Below are 19,963 nucleotides of genomic sequence, written 5' to 3' on the forward strand. Positions count from 1 at the left end.
TTACAACACTAAACCACATGGACAAATTTGAATCACTTACTCCCAGACAGATCGTTCAGGAGTTGGATAAATACATCATCGGACAGCAGGATGCAAAGAGGAATGTTGCGATTGCACTTCGAAACCGAATTCGAAGAATGCAAGTCAAATCCGATATCCAAAAAGACATTGTTCCCAATAATATTTTAATGATTGGGAGCACTGGGGTCGGGAAAACGGAAATCGCTAGGCGTTTGGCTAAGATCGCCCAAGCCCCTTTTACTAAAGTAGAAGCCTCCAAGTTTACCGAAGTAGGCTATGTCGGTCGGGATGTAGAAAGTATGGTGAGGGACCTAGTGGAGCAAAGTGTCCATTTGGTTCGTGAGGTTAAAAAGGAGCAAGTCAAGGTCAAAGCTGCTGATTCAGTGGAGGAGGTAATTTTGGATATTTTGATTCCTCCTGTGAAAAGTCCGGGATTCGGGCGAGCGGTAGTTCAACTAGAGGGCGAACAAGAACCAAGCTCAGACGATGAATTGAATGAAAGGACTCGGGATAGATTTCGAGAAAAGCTAAGAAATGGGGAATTGGATGATCGAAAAATCGAAATCAACGTCAAAGCCTCGTCTCCTGTGGGGATAGGAATGATTGGGAATGGGATGATCGATGATGCAAGCATGGCTGGACTTCAGGATATGTTGTCTGGGATGATGCCTAAAAAGACCAAAAAAAGAAAACTCTCCATTTCTGAAGCAAGAAAAGTCCTCCTAGAAGAAGAAATGTCCAAATTGATTGATTTCGATGAAGTCAAAGAGGAAGCGATCAAGCTTGCTGAAAATAACGGAATCATATTTATCGACGAGATCGATAAAATAGCCTCTAAATCAGGAAAAAATGGAGGGGGGCCAGACGTTAGCCGAGAAGGTGTACAACGGGATTTACTTCCGATTGTAGAAGGATCCAGTGTCAATACTAAATACGGGGTGATCAACACGGATCATATTCTTTTTATTGCTGCAGGAGCATTTCATGTGAGTAAGCCTTCGGATTTAATTCCAGAGCTCCAAGGTCGTTTCCCAATTCGCGTAGAACTTCAAAGTTTGAGCCAAGAGGATTTTTCAAGAATTCTTCGCGAACCTAAAAATGCGTTAACCAAACAATATCAAGCCTTATTTGAAGCAGAAGACGTTTCATTGGATTTCACCGAAGATGCGGTGGAGGAAATTGCCCGTCTGGCGTTCCTGATCAATCAAGAAGTAGAAAATATCGGTGCAAGAAGACTTCATACGGTGATGAGTCATTTGCTAAACGATTTTCTTTTTGAAGTTCCTGATATGATTGAGCCAAATTCTAAAATCATGGTGACCAAGGAGATGGTCGAGCAGCGACTAAGTGGTCTTGTGAAAAATAGAGATCTTTCTCAATACATTTTGTAAGTCCAATTATGCGAACTCTGTTGATTCTGACCGGTCACTCCAAAGGATTGGGAAAGGCAATTTTTGATCGATTCTTGATGGAAGATTCGACTCAAATTGTGGCGGTATCCAGAACTTCTTTAGAGTTAGAAAATTCAAGGGTCCATGAATTAGCATTGGATTTAAGTGACTTGGCTGCTCTGGAGTCCAGTTTGCCTAAAATTTTTAGTGATGGCGAATTTGATCGTTACATTTTGATCAATAATGCCGGGTGGATAGGGGATGTAAAACCGATTGGCAAGTTGAACCCAAAGGGGATTAAGGAAGTCATGAACCTGAATTTGCTTGCTCCTATTACCCTTTGTAACGCTTTTGTGAAGAACTATCAAGAAAACAAAGGACAAAAAATCATCATTAACATTAGTTCTGGTGCAGCCAAAAAGCCTCTGGCAGGATGGGGAGAATATTGCAGTTCCAAGGCTGGTTTAGAGATGTTCTCTAAAGTTGCTGGACAGGAACTCAGAAATAAAGGCTTTAGCGTGTTTTCCTTAGCACCAGGGATTGTCGATACAGCAATGCAGGGTGAAATTCGGAATGCAGAACCTGAGGATTTCCCTGCCTTGGATCGCTTTGTTCAGTACAAAACCGAAGGTCTGTTAAGTACTGCGGAGGAGGTTTCTGAAAAAATTCTTCATTTGATCAACCATCCAGAAAAATTTGTAGATGTGGTTCAGGATGTCCGTCAATTTGAGGTTGATTAATGCTTCTTTTTGGGATAATCGATAAACCAAACTTTTGCATTTTGGGGCCCGATTTCATTCCAAGAATTAGTTGCGAATGTAAATCCAAATTGTCCCGAAGTCGGTAAGTTGTCCAATTTTCCGCCTAAGTAGGAAATAAGTTCATTGAGTCCCGGATTATGTCCAACTAAGAAAATGAGGTCTTTGGAATCTTTTTGAAGGTGAATGTATTTGAGTAGTATCGAAGGGGAAGCATGATAGAGGTTCTTTTCGAATTCAATTTCATCCTCGGGGATGCCCAAAATTTCAGCTGTTATTTTAGCAGTTTCTGCGGCGCGAATTGCGGTAGAGCTTAAAATGAGATCAGGGTGGATTGATTTTTCTTTCAATCTTGAGGCCATTTTGGGAGCATCATGGATTCCTCGATCGGCCAAAGGACGATCATGATCCGAAAGCCAAGGTTGGTCCCAAGCCGATTTTCCATGCCGAATCAAAATAATTTTTTTCATTTCGTCAGAAAATAAATGATTATTTTGTTTTTTTTATTCAAATATTTACATTTATCGCGCATTCAATTACAATTTATAACAATTCATTATGTTTACCGGAACAGTAAAATTTTACAATGAAGCCAAAGGTTTCGGATTTATCGTTGATGACGAAACTCAAGGTGATGTATTCGTACATGCCACTGGGTTAGTTGACAAAGTCGCTCAGAACGACAAAGTTACCTATGACATCAAGGATGGAAAAAAAGGACCCAACGCCATCAACGTCAAAAAGGCCTAACATATTCTTTAGAATGTATTAGTATCTGTCCTCCGAAAGTTATTTCGGAGGATTTTTTTGTTTTATAGGGTGTTTTCAATTCGATTTTTAAACCGATGAATCTTGACTCATAAAGTCACTTTGTCGGGGAATGGTACTTTTTTTTATCCTAGAATAAGACAAGTTGTCCTGGAAATTGAGCTGGTATGCATTTTTCATTGGGTTGATTGTAAACAAAAACCAACACAACTATGAAACTTTTACGATTTAATCAGCTGGATTCTCAAGTTCCTGCTTCTTTTTCAGGAATGCTGGATCGAATTTTCTCCGATACTCTTCAGGCAGCCTCTAAGCAATTTACGCCTGCAGTGGATATTTTAGAGGATGAGCTTTCCTATGAAATTCATTTAGCGGTTCCGGGTGTAAAAAAGTCTGATTTTAAAATTGATTTAATCGACGGGAAGCTTTCAGTTTCTGGGGAGCGGAAATTGAATGGAAAACAAGAAGGGAAAACCTTTCATACGCTTGAAACCCAATTTGGGTCTTTCCAACGCTCCTTCTTTATTCCAGAAGACGTTCTTGTAGAAAAAATCGAGGCTAAATATGAGGATGGGATTTTAGTAATTCAACTCCCCAAGACAGTCAAAAAAATCCAAAAGGCTAGTATCCAAGTTCATTGATTTTGAAATCCAAATAACTTGTAGATACAATTTGGGTTTTATTCACAAGCAGCTGAAAAAGGCGGTTAATTGTTGTTAATTTAAACCCTTTGGGAAACCTAAACCCCTTTTAAATCTGTCTTTAGATTAGAAAATTTGTAACGATAATAACAGAAAGGAATCATGATGAATAAAAGACAATTCTTCTTAGGAGTGCTCCTAGCTGCATTGATAGGAGGAGTAGTTGCTTTGGCAGGAGTTAGCTTCCTGATCAAGCCACAGAATGCAGGGACCTTTGATGAAAAACAGCAAGCGAGCTTTGTAAACATGCTTTCTGGTGAAAATTTCACCATTCCAGATGGGATTAATTTTGTGGCCTCTGCGCAAATCGTCACACCTGCAGTAGTCCATGTGAAAAGCCAAGTTGCATTTACGCCTCGCTCCCAACGTGACCCGATTCAAGAATTCTTTGGGATTCCTGATCCCAGAGGTCAGCAAGGTCCTAGAGGTGGGGATATGCCAATTAGTTCTGGATCTGGTGTTATTATTTCTCCTGACGGATATATCGTGACCAATAATCACGTAATCGATGGGGCTACCAAAGTGGATATTTCATTGGAGAACAATAAACGCTACGAGGCGACCGTCATCGGAACAGATCCGACGACAGATTTGGCATTGTTGAAGATCGAAGCGAATAATCTTCCATTTGTGAAGTTTGGTGATTCTGACCAAACCAAAATCGGAGAGTGGGTATTGGCTGTTGGGAATCCATTTGATCTCAATTCAACCGTCACTGCAGGTATCATTTCTGCAAAAGCCAGAAATATCGGAATCCTCAGAGATGTAGAAAACAACCTTCAAATCGAATCTTTCCTTCAGACTGACGCAGTAGTTAATCCAGGTAACTCTGGAGGAGCTTTGGTGAATTTGGCTGGGGAGCTTATCGGGATCAATACAGCAATTGCGACACGTACAGGCACATTCTCAGGATATTCCTTCGCGGTACCAAGTACCTTGGTCAAGAAAGTGATGGATGACTTGATGAAGTACGGGGCTGTTCAACGAGGTTTGCTCGGGGTCAATATTCAAACAGTAAGCCCGGAATTGGCGGATATTTTGGATAAAAAATTCCCTGTGGAGCAAGGTGTTTACATCGGAGGAGTTAATGAGAATTCTGCGGGTAAAGAAGCCGGTCTCAAGGAAGGTGATATCATCATCGGAGTGGATGGAAAAGTAGTGAATAGCGTGGCGATGCTTCAGGAGCTTGTCGCTAGAAAACGTCCAGGAGATAAAGTGGAAGTAGAATATATCAGGGAGGGAAAAACATCCAAAGTGACTGCTACTTTGAAAAACTTCTCTGGTGACACGAATATTGTCAAGCGTGAAGTTCCTAAATCGTACACCTTTGAAGGCGTTCAATTTGAAGATCTCAAAGAAGATCAAAAAGAACAGCTCGAAATTTCAGGAGGAGCGGTTATCAAAATGAATGGTAATGATACTTGGAGAAGAGCAGGAGCACGAAATGGATTTATCATTACTTCCGTCATCGGAGATCGTGGACGAGCCAAGATTAATAATTCTCAGGAACTGATCGATTACCTCAGTGATAATTCAGGTCAGGAGATTGTAGTGTTGGGCATGTTCCCAGATGGCACGGAGTACTATTTCGAAATCCAATTGGATTAATTGCGATTTAAATAATCATTTAGTGGGGCCGAAGAAATTCGGCCCTTTTTAGTTTGTTTTTTTCTTAACTTAAGATTTCACTCAACCCAAAATGCCATGAACAAAAGCATTCGCTTGCTCTTGATTATTCTACTCCTTGGTCAAGGACAGACGTTCTCCCAAGTTTTAACTCAAGCTGGGAACACCCCAGTGCCGGGGATCAACAAAGATCGTGTGTCTCGAATAGATGCTATGCTTGAGGAAGCGATCGCAAAAGAACAGGTTCCTGGCGTGGTTGCAATGATTGTGAAAGATGGTAAAATCATCTACCATGAAGCCAAAGGGTTTGCCGATGTGGAAAGCGGTAAACGAATGGAGAAAAACTCTATTTTCAGAATTGCCTCCCAAACTAAAGCGATTACCTCCACCGCAATTATGATACTTTGGGAAGAAGGAAAGTTTCGCCTTGATGATCCTATTTCGAAGTATATCCCTGAATTCAAGAATCCTCAGGTTCTTAATTCCTTCAGATATTCAGATACTACCTTTTCTACCCGACCTAGTAGTAGAGAGATTACCATCAGACATTTATTGACCCATACTTCTGGATTAGGCTATGGAATGATCGATGGAGATGAGCGCATGAAAATGATCTATCAAAAGGCAGGAGTAGTTGACCTTTTCACCACTGAAAAAATCACTATCGGGGAAAGTGTGAAACGACTTGCAAAACTTCCCCTTCACCATGAACCAGGAACCAAATACACCTACAGTGAAGGATTGGATGTATTGGGGTATTTGGTGGAGATCATTTCAGGAAAGCCCTTTGATGTATTCTTGAAGGAAAGAATCTTTGATCCATTGGGAATGAATGATACTCGATTTTATCTAAATGATAGCCAGGCTCCTCGATTGGTGACTGTGCATACCCGAAAAGATGGAAAGTGGAGTGCCTTTCCTGTGACTTTCTATGATCCGGCTTATCCAAAAACTGGGGCAAAGTCCTTCTTTTCAGGAGGGGCAGGCTTGTCAAGTACCACCGAGGACTACGCAAAGTTTCTTCAAATGTATCTCAATGGCGGTCAAGCCAACGGTAAGCGAATTCTCAGTTCTCATACCATTCATACGATGATGCAAAACCAGGTTGGTGATCTCTGGAATGCTGACCGCTATCATGGAATTGGATTTGGAGTGGTCACTGATCAAGGAGTGGCTACCGGTGGCATGGGAAGTAAAGGGACTTTTGACTGGGGAGGATATTTTAATACCCAATACTTTGCTGATCCTCAGACCGGACTTATTGGTCTGATTTTCAAACAAACCTCAGGTGCTGGAAATGGAGACGAGACAAGTTGGAAGTTTAGGCAAATGGTATTCACGCTTGTAGAATAGCTCCTTTTAAAATCAAAAGAATCGAATTATGTCATGAAAACAGCAATACTCATGTAAACCTTTAAAAACGTGGAAATTTGGTTTTTTTCTTTAGCAGGACTAGGTCTGGGAGCAGTAGTTTCTAGCCTGTATTGGATTGTGCAAAAGAAAAAGCAAGACCCGATTAGGTGTTCTATTACGGTAGACCATACCGGGGAAATAATTGAAGCGTCATCTGCGTTTAATAGATTTTTTGGTGGAAAAGAAAATGCCACTCGAACCAATTTCATTTTCGATTTTGTCCATCCACAGTGTAAAGAGAAGGTGGGATGGAATGGGGATTCGATCCAAAAAGCTTTACTTCCTAAAGAATCATTTTTTATTCGACTTTTGGACCAAAATGGGGACTACAAATGGATTAAAGCTCAAGGGATAACCTGTAAATCTATATCTGAGTCCATTTCTTTTTGTTACACCTTCCAAGTCGATTTAGATTGGATGGGTAAATTGAATGATTTAGAAAGTGAATTGTGGTTGAAGGATTACCTTCTTGACCAAATTCCAATGAATATCTATATCAAGAACACAGAGTCTCAAAAGATTTATATCAACCAAGCGGAACTGAATTATTCTGGATTTAAATCAAAAGAAGATGTAATTGGAAAAAGTGATTGGGAATTATATCCAAAAGAAACAGCCCAATTATCTATTGAAGAGGATGAGGTGATCTTTGAAACTCAGTTACCCATCGAAGGTGAAATCAAAAAAAATGTCAGATTTGATGCTCCCCCGACTTGGTTTCATACCTCCAAATTTCCAATTCGAAAAAACGGAGACATTATCGGACTTTTTGGAATGAGTTATGACATCACGGAAATCGTAAATAGGGATTTGGAAATTGAAGAGAAAAACAAAAGGCTCACGATTATTCAAAAAGAACTGAAGAGCAGGATTAGAGAACTGTATGCGGTCAATAAATCCCTCAAGGACTCTAAAAGTCAAGCAGAGGAGTTGCTCTTGGCTAATAATAGATTTCTATCCAGATTCAGTCACGAGGTTAAAACTCCGCTTCACAGCATTAAAGGATTTGCTTACCTATTGTCACAAACTGAGCTCAGCTCAAAACAACAGCAGTTTTTGTCCTTTATACTTAACTCCTCGAGTTCCTTAAATCTGCTGATTGATAAAGTTTTTAATTTTTCAAGCTTCGAACTCGGAATCAGCAAACTGAACTTGGAACCTGTCAATTTAAAGTCCTTCTGTGATGAGGTTTTTGAACACCTCATCAGATTGGGAGAAAAGAAGACGCAGCTGCACTGTTTCTATGATTTTGATCCTTTGCTCGATTTACAAATTGAAATAGATCCACTGCGATTAAAGTTGGTGATAGGACACTTGTTTTCTAATGCAGTAAATTTTACCAAAACGGGTAATGTGTTTTTTAGGGTGAAGTTGCGCAAGTCGGACCTGGGTTTAAAATGCTTTCGAATCGAAATTGAGGATACGGGTGAAGGGATTCCCGACGAACTTATGGAAATGATATTCGATCCTTTCTACCACCAAGTGGATCAAAATGAAAATTCAACTACAGAGCATGGAATGGGATTAGCCGTCTGTAATTCAATTTTAAAAGCGATGAATTCAAAACTTCAGGTTATGAGCGAAGTTGGAAAGGGCAGTACTTTTTACTTTGATTTGCCCTTAGAAAATCGTTAAACCTCTTTCGGAGAATTAAAATTTATCCTTCTTTTTTCATTTAAAATTTCCGAAAAGTCATGATAGGCAGCCAACCATCCCAATTCGATTAACTCCCTTTTGGAATGGGTCGTTGCCAGCCCCAGCACTCGAAGTCCGGCGGCCTTTGCAGCTCGAATTCCTCCTCCAGAGTCTTCAAATACGATTGATTCCGCAGGCTTGGCCCCAGCTTTTTTAAGTGAAAGTTCAAAGATTTCAGGATCGGGCTTTCCTTTGAAAACCTCATGACCTCCAGTTATGGTCTTGAAAAAGTGTCTAAGTTCTAATCCATCCAGAATAAAATCGATATTGTTTTGATCTCCCATCGTGGATAGATGAATGGAAATTCCATTCGTTTTTAGGTGCTCTAAAAATGAGCTCAGTCCCTTGATTTCAACCAAATAGGAACTGTAAAGCTGACGATAGGTATATTCTTTTTCTTCTCCTAATTCCAAAATCCGTTGACTGGATTTCTCATGAGGGAAAAATCGACGAATCATTTCATGGATGGTTCCGTGATTTTGAGCACGAAATTCCTCCGGGCGTAGGTGGATTCCATGGTTGCTCAAAAATCTCAGCCAAGACTCTTGATGAAATGGAATAGAATCCACCATTGTACCATCCATGTCAAAAAATACATGTTTGACCTCGGCTAGTAAGTCAAATTCGATGCTCATTGGGTAGAAAAATAAGCCATCATTAGTATTGATCCGGCTGTTCCATCCATGGTAGGTTCGTTGGTGCTGTAATCACCCACCGCATCGTGATAGACCACAAATGGGTTTTGTCGGTTGAGGTAATCATCCGGTCGCTCCAGAGTCAACCCCAACAGTTGGGAATGAATGGTTCTGAAAATTGGCCCATCAACCAAGCCACCCGGAACTTGCAATCCCAAAAGGACATAGGGTGCAGTATGAACATAAATCGGGAAGTCTCCCTTTTTGGGTATTCCGGTAAACATGCTGGTTCCCCAAGGATTTTTTCCAAAAAGCCAATCCCGCTGCGCCAAGAGATAAGGCTTGTAGGAGTCATCCCCACTCATTTTTTCATACAAAATCAATTGAGTGGCTAGGCTGGTCATTAAATTGTTAGAGCACCAAATAAATGGAATACCCACTTCAAAAGGACTCGATTTTGCCTTTTTCAAGGTGTATTCGATTCCTTCTTGGTAGAAGTTCTCCAGTGTTTTTTTGAATTCTTCATCCACTACCTCATGCAAAGAATAATGACCAAGATTAACGAAGGGGTATAATTGGTAATGGGAGGCAGAATCTCTGACTGTCCAGGAGTCTGCATTCGAACTCTTTATCGCGTAATCTTTGGCTTGGTTTAGGTAAAAAGATTCTTGGGTAGCTTTAAATAGTTCCGCTCCAGCCCATTCCATATCGTCATTCCAAGTTTCCTCATTGTAACGATACGGTGCTCCATATGAATTTCCCTGTTGGAATCCTTCATACTTTCTACCCAATTCATAAAGACTTTTGGCTGCTTTTAGGCATTGAATGGAAAATGCAGGATCTAAATCTTTCCATATTCTGGCACCTAAAGCCAAGGCAGCTGCGGATCGTCCGGCCACATTTGCCATTCCGGTTGATTCACTTTTATACTTGCCAAGCCCTTGTGGTTTTCCCGTCGCAAAATAGGCTGCTCGGTAGCTGTTTTCGCCCCAGCCATAATCTGAATTGTCCTTATTTGGAATTTTAAATCCGCGGTGATCTCGGTCATCGGCGATTTGATGAATAAGTTGATCAGCACCGGGATGTAACTTTAATAACCAGTCTAAGCCCCATTTGGCCTCATCCAAAACATCCGGAATCCCGTTTTTTCCGGGCTGACCTAAGGCATTGACATGGTCTTCAAATCGATCTGGATAAAGTGAATAAGCCAGAAGCATGTGCCCAGTGGCATAGCTCCCCGTGATCAAATATTTGAGCTGATCTCCTGCATCATGCCATCCACCAGAAGCATCCACATAAGTACTGTCGGGCATGGGGCCAAAAAAACTTCGTCCATCCTTTTCGTGACAAACCATATCCAAGACGGGATTGTATCCGCAACGCTGCTGACGCATAAAGGCAAGCAAATCCTCCTGATATCCTTGATACGCCTGTTCTCCGATTTGGAAAATGGTGGAGGAAGTTCTGCTGCCGGAATGCCAAAGAAAATAATCTCCTGCTGTTTGTACAGAGGAAAAGTCGATTTCATAGTAATTGTAATCTCCCCAGACACCGGATTCCAAAGAAATAGGTTTGATCCGAGCCGCAGAACTTGAATCCGGAAGATGGACAAGGTGGATATTGTTCTTGATTTTTTCGCTTGAAAAGACCACTGCTTTTTTGGTGTCTTCAGGATGAAATCCGATTTGATTGACGGAAAAAAATACTTCCTGGGTAAATGCATTGGAGCAAACAAGAATGGATAGAAGGAGGAGAAAGGTGTTTTTCATAGCCTGTGGAACTGGGATATGGAAGTTAAAAAACCTTCTCAGAAACCCGCTTATTCTTTTTACGATAGGTCGTTGAAAAACCTCAAATGGAAATTTTGATTCAAGATTGGACCTTTAAATTTTCCCCATCCCTAAAATGCAGTCTTCGAAATACCAAGGCCGAAAGCATTGTCAATCCTCCAATCACCCAAAATGTATATCGAAAGGCAAGGTGAATTTCTCCATGGATCAAGGAGGAATCTCCCTCGAAAAGCTTTAACACAATCAAGCCAAAGGCAACTCCAAAGCCAATGGCCAACTGCTGGTTGACCGAGACCAGTGAATTCCCACTGCTGGTATGGTAATCTCTCAAGTCAGCAATCGAAATCGAGTTCATGGAGGTGAACTGAATGGAATTGAAAAAGCCCAAGATTCCGATGATGGGTAGAAGCCAATAGATGGAATGATTAATTCCCGGCATTCCCAAGCAGCAGATCAGAAATCCGATGATCAAGGTATTGGTCATCAAAGTCGCTCTATATCCAAAACGGTTTAAAATCTGAATGACCACCGACTTGCCAAACATGGCAGTTAAAGCCATGGGTGCAACAATCCAACCCGAAATCACGGCAGATTCCTGATAGGCAATTTGGATCATCAGAGGTAAAAGTAGTGGTACCGAACTGATGCCAATTCGTGTGGCAAGATTGCCTAGAATGCCCACTCGAAAGGTTCTTACTTGGAAAAGATTAAGCGGGAAGATTGGATTCTCTCGCTTTTTAGCATGCTTGTAATAGACAAAAAGTAGAACCAATCCCAAGCTTAGGGTTGCCAAAATTGGGCTTAACTGAACAGAATTTCCCAAGGCTTCTAGTGATATAGACAACAGGAGGGAGGCTGTGGCAAAGATTAAAAATCCCTTCAAGTCAAAATTTAAAGAGCTGGAATGAAAGTCAGGTAAAAACCGGAAACTGAGCAGGATTCCCAATAAAGCGATAGGTAGATTGATCAGGAAAATCCAATGCCAACTCAAGTAATCAACCAAATATCCGCCGACCAAAGGGCCTAAGACAGGTCCAATCAAGGCAGGGACAATGGCGTAATTCATGGCTTTCACCAATTCGTTTTTTGGGTAGGTTTTGATCAGGGTGAGTCGACCGACAGGCGTCATTAAACTTCCACCAATCCCTTGCAAAACACGGGATAGAACGAGCTGGGTGAGATTTTGTGATACGGAACAGAATAAAGAACCTAAAGCGAACAGGAAAAGTGATAAGATAAAAGTGCGTTTCGTCCCAAATTTATCCGCAACAAATCCACTGATCGGCATAAGCAAAGCCACAGTCAGCACATAGCTGATAATGGCATTTTGCATATTGAGCGGAGATTCATTGAGATCAAGGGCAATAGCTGGAAGAGAGGTGTTCAGGATGGTGGAGTCCAACATTTGCATGAAAATAGCCGTGGCCAAAATCACAGGTAGGACTCGTTTGATTTCAGGGCTAATTTCAGCTTGATTCATTCCTTTTAAACCTTCCTTTTTCCAACAATACGAAAATCGCCTCGGTTCCTGACTTTCAAAAAATGGCACCTTTTATCCTTCCCGAAGGATCTTCTCCATTTTCTTTCCTTTGGCTAATTCATCGACCAACTTGTCCAAATAACGGACCTGTCTGGTAATGGGGAATTCAATTTCTTCCACTCGGTATCCGCATATCACGCCGGTAATCAAAGAAGCATTAGGGTGAAGGGTTGCTCTGGAAAAGAATTCCTCAAAAGTGACCTTTTCATTGATCATTTTCTGAATGTCTTCATCCGAGAACCCCGTCAACCAAGAGATCACTTGATGTAATTCTGCTTTGGTTCGCCCTTTTTTCTCCACCTTGGTGACGTAGTGAGGATAGACCGAAAAGAATTTCATGTTGGCGATTTTTTGATCTGATTCTGGGGTTACATGCATGGTTTTTAGGGATTAGGGGTAAAAAGGTTGATCCAATCTTGTTCTGCAGCCAAGTAGCCAAATGAAGTGAAGGATTTGGTATTCAATAGCGCCTCCAGCATCGATTTTGCCTGAATCGTGTCTCTATGGTAAAGATGCCAATTGGCGACTCCATATCGGAAGGCATCATTTGACGGATTGCCACCCGGGCCTTGCTGAATTAAGGAATCCATGGGAAGCCAGCCTTTATAAAGGCGACAGAGGTCGGCATAACTTTGATTTTCTATCACTGTTGAATCTGCATGGATAGGAGCGAGCATTTCCATTGCTTTTTCTGGATTGCCCATTCGTTGTTGAATCATATACAGCCAATGGGTACTGGATACGATGTTGTCATAATTTGAACCGGTTTCTCTGCATTTCAAGTATGCTTCGAAAGCCTTTTCATAGTCTTGAACCAAGTAATACGCCAATCCTAAATGGTAATAAATATTGCCGTGTAACGTGCTAACCGGAATGTTTAAGGCATTAGGCATGCCGTCGGGCTCGATTTCATTTGAGGCGTTTTGAATCAGTTCCGCAGCTTTTTCCAAATCTGAAATTGCTTTTTTATACTCCCGAATAGAAATATAGCGATGACCTCGATGTCGATAGAGTTTGGGCTCCTTTGGAAATTTTTCTATTCCATAAGTAAAGATTGCAATCGCATTTTGGTAGTGCCCGAGATAGGCTGTTCGACGACCATACCAAATCAAGGATTCTAAGTCGGTGGGATTGGACTCAAAGTTCTTTTTTGCTTCTTCCATTTGTAGAAGAAGTGATTCAGAGGGTGAAGGGATGGAATAGGTTTTTCCTAGCGGTGTTAAAAACACAGAGTCCGCAACACTTAACTCCAAGTCCGGCTCAGGAAGGGTTGTCTTGCAGGATAGAATCGAAAAAAGAAGGAAGGAAAGGAATAGAAATCGCATGGTTTTAGGGATAAAAATGAGTAAGGATTAAAGGCCAGATTTGAAAATCCGGTCCATCAAAATCCATTTTTCACCGGGTTTTGCCCAAGGTAATGGCTGTTGAAATCCCCACATCAATTCTTCCCACTTCGCAATGATTGGGTTACTGGCATCCATTTCCGCTTTTTTCTCAAACGTAAATTCATCCACAGTTTCCAAAATCATAAACATTCGGTTGCCGGTACGGAAGATTTCAATGTTTACTATTCCACAGTCAATATCATGTTGGGTGACCTCAGGCCAAGCTGCTCCAGGCGCATGATGTGCTTCATACGTTTTGATGGATTCAGGATCGTCTATCAGGTCTAGTGCGAGGCAAAATTTTTTCATAGTCTAGAGGGTTTGGGGGTTGGGAGGTATGGGAGTTAGGAAGTTGGGGGTTAGGAAGTATTGGAGTGAGGAGGTAAAGAAGCTGGTTAGTGATTGGGTTAGCGAAAGTATTTTTTGAACTCGCGGATTGTTTGGGTGGCGGCTTCATCCGAATTGGGATAAGGAAAAGCCTCCGCGGAAACATATCCAGAATATCCGATTTGATGGAGGGTTTCTGCGATCGGTCTCATGTCGGTATGGCCAAAACCCATAGGTCTTCGGTTGGAATCTGCGAAATGGACATGCCCGATAAAAGGAGCGTTGGATGAGAGACTTTCGGCAAGGTTTTCTTCCTCGATATTCATGTGAAATAGATCTGCTAAAAGGCGAATCCCATCAAGTTGATGTTCTTTCAAAAAGGTACTTCCTGCTTCAAGCGTATTCATCAAGTTACTTTCATAACGATTGAGCGGTTCATAAATCAAAAAAACTCCTGCAGCCTTAGCCCGATTTTGAAGTTCTAAAAGTCCCTCTGCCAGCCAAGCAAAAGCTTCTTCTCGGGGTCGATTGGCAGAAACATTTCCTTGCATGGAACCAATAATTGCTGGGGCTCCGAATTTTGCCCCAAAAGCAATCATTTCAGAAATGTATTCGATAGCGCTTCGACGGATTTCTGGATTGGTGTCCGTGAGCGTAAGACCTTGAAGTACCTTTCCTGCCCCGGTTCCTACTGCCGCGATTTTCAAGTGATAGCGCTCAAGCAGTTCAAGGATATAGTCTGAATCGACTTGATGGCCGGATTGGGTGAATAATTCCACTGCATCAAATCCCAGATCCGATGCTTTTTTGAAGCTAGCTTCCAGTTCGTGCCAATAAATCCATGGACCTTGATGCATGGAATCAATGAGGTTGAGCGTTACCGCAGATTGAATCATTGGTCTTCGAGGTTAAGCATGATTTTGATTATTCCTTGTGGGTTTTTAGCCCATTCTTCCATAGTTTTTGGTCCCTCTTCGATCGATATGGTTTTGGAAATGACTTCATCGACAGGAAATTTTCCCGATTCGAGATATTGAATGACTTCTGGAAAGTCTGCTTTTCCCACGCAGTTTCTTGAGCCTAGAATTTCAATTTCTTTTTGGACAAAAAGGGAAGTGTTGAATTCCACAGGTGCTTTAGCATATCCAATACAAACTACCCTGCCTAGGAAGGCCACTTCTTCGACGGCGCTTCGGTAAGTTACGGGACTGCCAACAGCCTCGATAATTACGTCAGGTCCGTCTCCTTGTGTAATTTCTTGAAGACGATCGTGGAGATTTTCCTTCGTTGGGTTGATGGTATAGGCCACGCCGATTTTTTTGGCGATTTCCAGTTTGCTGTCGTCTAGGTCAATCGCAATTACCTCGGCGCCTCTATTCACTGCGGATGCTACGGCACCCAGACCTACGATTCCACAGCCCATAACTGCTACTCGGTCTTCTGATCCCACTTTTCCTCGGGAAGCGGCATGAAACCCCACGGTCAATGGTTCAGCTAATGCCAATTCTCGAAGGCTTAATTTTTGGGAAGGAAAGACATCTTCCCAAGGCGCCGTCACGTATCGGGTCATTGCCCCCGGCCGACGAACCCCCATGGTTTTATTTGTTTTACAGGCATTGGGTCTTCCTTTTCGGCAGGCGATGCAGGTTCCGCAAGAGAGATAAGGATAGAGCGTGACACGTGTTCCAAGTTCTAAGTGATCTGGAACCTCAGTCCCAATTTCCACAATGGTTGCACCGACCTCATGTCCGAGTATATTCGGATATTCTTGTAAGGGAAATAGACCCTTGAATCCGTTTAGGTCTCCTCCACAAAAACCCACATAACCCACTTCGAGTAGGACTTCCCCCGCTTTGGGGCTTGGTTTATTGATTTCGCGGACTTCAGTTTTTCCGATCTCGGTGAGAAAAAGTGCTTTCATTTAAATTTTTGATTTACGAATTCAGATTTGTGAGATTTCTAAGTATCTCAAACCCTTTTTAAAGGATGATTAAATTTCAACTTTACAATCTCTCTTATCTTTCTTGCCGATTCCTGCCGGCTTAAATATTATTCTCCGGTTTTCCTTCAAACCACATTTTATTTTTTACCGGCTCCACCAGCTGTAGGATTTGATCGATTAGTTCTGCAGGAACCTCCAAGTTCACCGCATCCAGATTTTCTTGGACAGTTTTTACTTCACACATTCCAACAATTGTGGTGGCAATCAAGGGATGATCCATGGCAAAGCGCAAGGCTACTTGACTCAAAGAGTAACCAAATTCTTTACAAAGTGCCAGAAGGATCGGTTGCGTGGCTTTAACTTCTAAAGGAGATCGATGCCAAGGGGGGAGTGAAGCATCTGATAAAATCCGTTGCATCAGTGGAGCGGCATTCATCAGGCCAAAATCCATTTCCTGAGAAAGCGGGACCAGCTCATCATTGATTTCATCTTCGAGCAAGTTATAATGGGCCCAAGAAAGGACGGTGTCAGGGTTGGTCTCTCGTGCAATTTGTGCCAAATATCGAACGGGAAGTCCAGTGATTCCCCAAAATCTTGCCTTACCCGATTGGACTACTTCTTGGATGGCTGGTACAGCCTCTTCGATAATGATTTGCTTGTCGACAAATTCAATATCATGAAGTTGGAAGAGATCCAAATAATCTGTTTTGAGTCGAATCAGTGACTCATCGATACTTTGTAGGATTCTCTTTCTAGAAAAGTCAAATTCCTGGAGATCGTAACGCCCACATTTACTAGCCAAAATGAGGTCTTTTCGTTTTCCTTCGATGGCTTTTCCCAATCGACTTTCAGCGAGCGTCAATCCGTAAAAAGGTGAAACATCAAAGAAATTAACCCCGTGGTCTATTGCTAGATGTGCTGCAGCTATTGCTTCTTTTTCGTCCACAGGATCAAAGACATTGCCCATCGGAGAAGCTCCAAAGCCTAAGATTGAAACCTCTAATTCTGTTTTGCCGAGTCTTCGGTAGTGCATGATGAAATCAGGATTTGGGCTAAACGATTATTTCAAACCAAATTAAAAGAATTTCGCAAAGTAGGTGTCCTGAATCGGATGGAGGAGTGAAAGTTCAGGTTGAATTGAATAAAAAAAGGGGAATTACTCCCCTTTGACATAGTTTCTCCAGTTGTGCTGTTCCTTGAAGCCCAGAACTTCTCGAATCTTTTTATTTGAAAATAACGCCTCATGCTCTTCTAATTCCCGGGTGAGCGGTACCCCGGGGAAAAAGCGATCCGCCAGTTCTTTACTTGGAATTATGGCTCCATTATGGTCATTTCCTGCATTGAATACCTGATAACCTAAGCCATCTTTTTGCAAACAGAGATCAACGATTTGTCCCAAATCCCTTGCGTCAATATAGCAGAAGGCATTGCGACGACGCACTTCCGGATGCTGGAAATAATAAGGGAATAGGGTCTCGTATTCATGAGGTTCGATTACATTTCCGATTCGTAGTGCATAGATATCGACTCCAGTTCTGCGTTGAAAAGCTCTGGCGGTTTGTTCATTTACAACTTTGGAAAGCCCATAGCTATCCATCGGATTTACATCGTATTCTTCATCTAAGGGAAGATAAGCTGGGTCAGTTTTTCCATCCGAAAAGCAGACACCATAAGTGGTTTCAGAGGAAGCGATGATGATTTTTTTGATGCCAAGTTTGACTGCTGCTTCGATGACATTGTAGGTGCCTACAGTGTTCACTCGGAAGGTTTCATTGTCGGGTTTGATCAGGATTCGGGGAACCGCTGCAAAGTGGACTACCGCATCAAATTTGGGTACTCCAGTCCCTGGCTCCATTTCGTCAAAGCCTGCATACATGCTCATGGCATTAAACATCTGTCCAGAATCAGTGATGTCTGCCGTCAGATTATCCACTCCTGGATGATTGAGAGGAGTTAGGTCCACATTCATGACCCGATGACCTTGATCAAGCAAGTAAGGGATGACGTGCTTTCCGGCTTTTCCGGAGCCCCCGGTGAAGAATATTCTCATGGCTATTTTGGATTTTTAGTTCTTGAAATAGGAAATCAATCGTCTTGAAAGTTCCGATTCAATGACGCTCTAATCTAGCGGATACAGCTAAAAAAACTTGTTGAACTTGGATCAAAATTTCGAATCCATACGGATAATTGTAGGTTTGATTCAAGCTTTCCTCGTTGGAATTTGGAGGGTTATGAGTTGATCTTAGGCTTGGGAATAGAGATGTAAAAAATGCTGCCTTTGCCTGGAGTGGAATCGACCCAGATTTTTCCATTCATCAACTTGACCATTTCTTTACAAATCGAAAGCCCTAAACCGAGGCCAGAGTGAGCTTTGTTGATGGGAGACTCGCCTTGTAGAAATCGATCAAAAATTTTGGTTTGAAACTCTTTTTCAATCCCGATTCCGCTATCCTTTACAAAAAACAAGGTGCTATCGGGTTGATGAGAATAGCCAAATTCGACGGTACCGTGCGGCGTGAATTTGATGGCATTTGTAATCAGTTTGCTGAGGATTTTGAGCAGTTTTTCTTCATCCATTTCAGTGGTTAATGCTGATTCACTGGATTCCTTATAGACAATGAGGGCTACTTTCTTGGCACTGGCATCTCTTTCAAATCTCTCATAGAGGGTGTCCATTAATTCATTCAAGGAGAATGAATTGACACGGTGAACCTCCTGATTAGTGTCTAAAAGTGAGATTGAAACCAAGTCTGAGAGCAGGCCGATTAGGTTTTTGGTGCTTTCCTGAATGGTCTTGATAAACTCCTTTTGCTTAGTTTCAGAAATCCCAGGGGTATCCAATAAATTGGAAAACCCTGAAATCAAATTCAAAGGCGTCCGAAGTTCGTGAGAAAGATTCTGTAAAAAGGCTGACTTTAATTTGTTAGCAACCTCAGCATCCTCTTTTGCTTCAATAAGTTTTCGCTCAAATTCCTTCCGATAGGTGATATCCCGAACAAAAACGATCGCCCCAGGCTCTCCCTCATAGTCAATTGGGATGCCTGAAGTCTCGACGTCAATTTGAGTTCCATCCATTCGAATCATCTTTAGCTCTCTTCGAGTCTGTGAATGTTTATTGACATTCAAGTTTTGAATCCTGGTGGAAACAACATCTCTAAGATCGGGATGGATCCGGCTTAATATTGAAGTTCCTAAAATTTTATCAGAGGAATCAATACCAAAAAGTTCACATCCTTTGGCATTGATATATTTGAATTTCAGTCCCGTCTGAATAAAAATGGGATCAGGTGCATGTTCAATTAAGGTCCGGAATTGATTTTCATGAATCTCACTTTCCTTCAATAAGTATTTTAACTCGCTGATTGTATTACTGAGAGAAGCATTCTGTTGCTCTAATTCTTTTTCCTTGGATACTAGTTTTGAAATAATCTTCTCAGATTCATTTTCTTGAAGAATCCGAGCTGTGATATCCTTAAAAGTCGCTAGAATAAATTCCTGATTATCAACCTGGATGAAGGTGAAAAATCCCAGAAGAAACAGTTCTTGTTTCTTTTTTGAATTTAGTTTTAGAAAAATATTCTTAGGGTTACCCTCCTCCTGAAGTGCTTCCAATATCAATTCTTTCGGAAATTCTAAGAACCCAACTTCTTCTAAAGTCTTTTTTTGGATTGTGGCAAAATCGCTGATTTCCTGTAAAGAAAGCCATTCCTCATTTGCAGCGATTATTTTTCCACTTGTTTCATGGATTAAAAGCGCAGGTAGAGGAAGGTTGTCAAAAACCCTCAGGTAGACTTTAGATTGATCTAAAGCGGAAAACAACGAATCTTCTGACTTCAAGAAATAGGGTAAATGGGTTTGAGATTGACCTCAGGTTCGCTCATGGGTGATTGAGCTTATTGGGCGAATCCAATTTTAAACATAATTTATTTTAGGGCAAAATTTTTTGAAATTTTCTTATCTCACTGATAATC

General features: G+C 41.6%; 19 protein-coding genes. 7 read left to right on the plus strand and 12 right to left on the minus strand.

All coding sequences use genetic code 11. The features are described from left to right. Positions 1–17 precede the first annotated feature (17 nt). Complete coding sequence (gene hslU, locus AO498_RS07170; RefSeq protein ID WP_067545275.1) at positions 18–1,412, plus strand: ATP-dependent protease ATPase subunit HslU; 1,395 nt, start codon at positions 18–20, stop codon at positions 1,410–1,412. A gap of 8 nt (positions 1,413–1,420) precedes the next feature. Continuing rightward, positions 1,421–2,152: an SDR family NAD(P)-dependent oxidoreductase gene (locus AO498_RS07175; protein ID WP_067545278.1), complete on the plus strand. Its 732-nt coding sequence runs from the start codon at positions 1,421–1,423 to the stop codon at positions 2,150–2,152. Here the strand turns inward: AO498_RS07175 and AO498_RS07180 are convergent. Continuing rightward, complete coding sequence (locus tag AO498_RS07180) at positions 2,149–2,640, minus strand: SixA phosphatase family protein (RefSeq protein WP_067545280.1); 492 nt, start codon at positions 2,638–2,640, stop codon at positions 2,149–2,151. The genes AO498_RS07175 and AO498_RS07180 overlap by 4 nt on opposite strands. 88 nt (positions 2,641–2,728) lie before the next feature. Between AO498_RS07180 and AO498_RS07185 the strand changes: the two genes are divergently transcribed. The 5 genes from AO498_RS07185 (at position 2,729) to AO498_RS07205 (ending at position 8,313) form a co-directional block, all read left to right on the plus strand. Then, positions 2,729–2,920, plus strand: coding sequence for a cold-shock protein (locus tag AO498_RS07185; protein WP_067545283.1), 192 nt, complete (start codon positions 2,729–2,731; stop codon positions 2,918–2,920). Between the two features lie 230 nt (positions 2,921–3,150). Next, positions 3,151–3,579, plus strand: coding sequence for an Hsp20/alpha crystallin family protein (locus AO498_RS07190; RefSeq protein ID WP_067545287.1), 429 nt, complete (start codon positions 3,151–3,153; stop codon positions 3,577–3,579). A gap of 165 nt (positions 3,580–3,744) precedes the next feature. Further along, a complete protein-coding gene (locus AO498_RS07195) occupies positions 3,745–5,247 on the plus strand; it encodes a S1C family serine protease (RefSeq protein ID WP_067550325.1) in 1,503 nt (500 codons plus the stop codon). Between the two features lie 96 nt (positions 5,248–5,343). Continuing rightward, entirely contained in the window at positions 5,344–6,618 is a 1,275-nt protein-coding gene (locus AO498_RS07200; protein WP_067545290.1) for a serine hydrolase domain-containing protein, read from the plus strand. 69 nt (positions 6,619–6,687) lie between these two features. After that, on the plus strand, positions 6,688–8,313 hold the full coding sequence (locus AO498_RS07205; RefSeq protein WP_067545292.1) for a sensor histidine kinase: 1,626 nt from the start codon (positions 6,688–6,690) through the stop codon (positions 8,311–8,313). On the opposite strand, the gene AO498_RS07210 is transcribed toward AO498_RS07205, so the two are convergent. The 11 genes from AO498_RS07210 to AO498_RS07260 all read right to left on the minus strand — a co-directional run bounded on the left by AO498_RS07210 (position 8,310) and on the right by AO498_RS07260 (position 19,829). Further along, positions 8,310–9,008, minus strand: coding sequence for an HAD family hydrolase (locus tag AO498_RS07210; RefSeq protein WP_067545295.1), 699 nt, complete (start codon positions 9,006–9,008; stop codon positions 8,310–8,312). The two genes, AO498_RS07205 and AO498_RS07210, sit on opposite strands and share 4 nt — an antisense overlap. Further along, positions 9,005–10,777: a glycoside hydrolase family 9 protein gene (locus AO498_RS07215; RefSeq protein WP_067545298.1), complete on the minus strand. Its 1,773-nt coding sequence runs from the start codon at positions 10,775–10,777 to the stop codon at positions 9,005–9,007. The genes AO498_RS07210 and AO498_RS07215 overlap by 4 nt, the downstream gene beginning before the upstream one ends. 100 nt (positions 10,778–10,877) lie before the next feature. Further along, positions 10,878–12,278 carry an MFS transporter gene (locus AO498_RS07220; protein WP_067545301.1) on the minus strand — a complete coding sequence of 467 codons (1,401 nt, stop codon included), beginning with the start codon at positions 12,276–12,278 and terminating at the stop codon, positions 10,878–10,880. A gap of 72 nt (positions 12,279–12,350) precedes the next feature. After that, positions 12,351–12,716, minus strand: coding sequence for a DUF2200 domain-containing protein (locus tag AO498_RS07225; protein ID WP_067545304.1), 366 nt, complete (start codon positions 12,714–12,716; stop codon positions 12,351–12,353). A gap of 5 nt (positions 12,717–12,721) precedes the next feature. Continuing rightward, complete coding sequence (locus tag AO498_RS07230; RefSeq protein WP_067545307.1) at positions 12,722–13,663, minus strand: tetratricopeptide repeat protein; 942 nt, start codon at positions 13,661–13,663, stop codon at positions 12,722–12,724. A gap of 27 nt (positions 13,664–13,690) precedes the next feature. Beyond that, a complete protein-coding gene (locus AO498_RS07235) occupies positions 13,691–14,032 on the minus strand; it encodes an L-rhamnose mutarotase (RefSeq protein WP_067545310.1) in 342 nt (113 codons plus the stop codon). A 98-nt stretch (positions 14,033–14,130) separates the two neighbouring features. Next, a complete protein-coding gene (locus AO498_RS07240) occupies positions 14,131–14,946 on the minus strand; it encodes a sugar phosphate isomerase/epimerase family protein (protein WP_067545313.1) in 816 nt (271 codons plus the stop codon). Continuing rightward, positions 14,943–15,971, minus strand: coding sequence for a zinc-binding alcohol dehydrogenase family protein (locus AO498_RS07245; RefSeq protein WP_067545316.1), 1,029 nt, complete (start codon positions 15,969–15,971; stop codon positions 14,943–14,945). The genes AO498_RS07240 and AO498_RS07245 overlap by 4 nt, the downstream gene beginning before the upstream one ends. 121 nt (positions 15,972–16,092) lie before the next feature. Next, positions 16,093–17,025: an aldo/keto reductase gene (locus tag AO498_RS07250; protein ID WP_067545319.1), complete on the minus strand. Its 933-nt coding sequence runs from the start codon at positions 17,023–17,025 to the stop codon at positions 16,093–16,095. A 123-nt stretch (positions 17,026–17,148) separates the two neighbouring features. Beyond that, positions 17,149–18,042: an NAD-dependent epimerase/dehydratase family protein gene (locus AO498_RS07255; protein ID WP_067545322.1), complete on the minus strand. Its 894-nt coding sequence runs from the start codon at positions 18,040–18,042 to the stop codon at positions 17,149–17,151. Between the two features lie 179 nt (positions 18,043–18,221). Beyond that, positions 18,222–19,829 carry a sensor histidine kinase gene (locus AO498_RS07260; RefSeq protein ID WP_082792197.1) on the minus strand — a complete coding sequence of 536 codons (1,608 nt, stop codon included), beginning with the start codon at positions 19,827–19,829 and terminating at the stop codon, positions 18,222–18,224. Positions 19,830–19,963: the final 134 nt, after the last annotated feature.

The organism is Algoriphagus sanaruensis, assembly GCF_001593605.1.
Taxonomy (GTDB): Bacteria; Bacteroidota; Bacteroidia; order Cytophagales; family Cyclobacteriaceae; genus Algoriphagus; species Algoriphagus sanaruensis.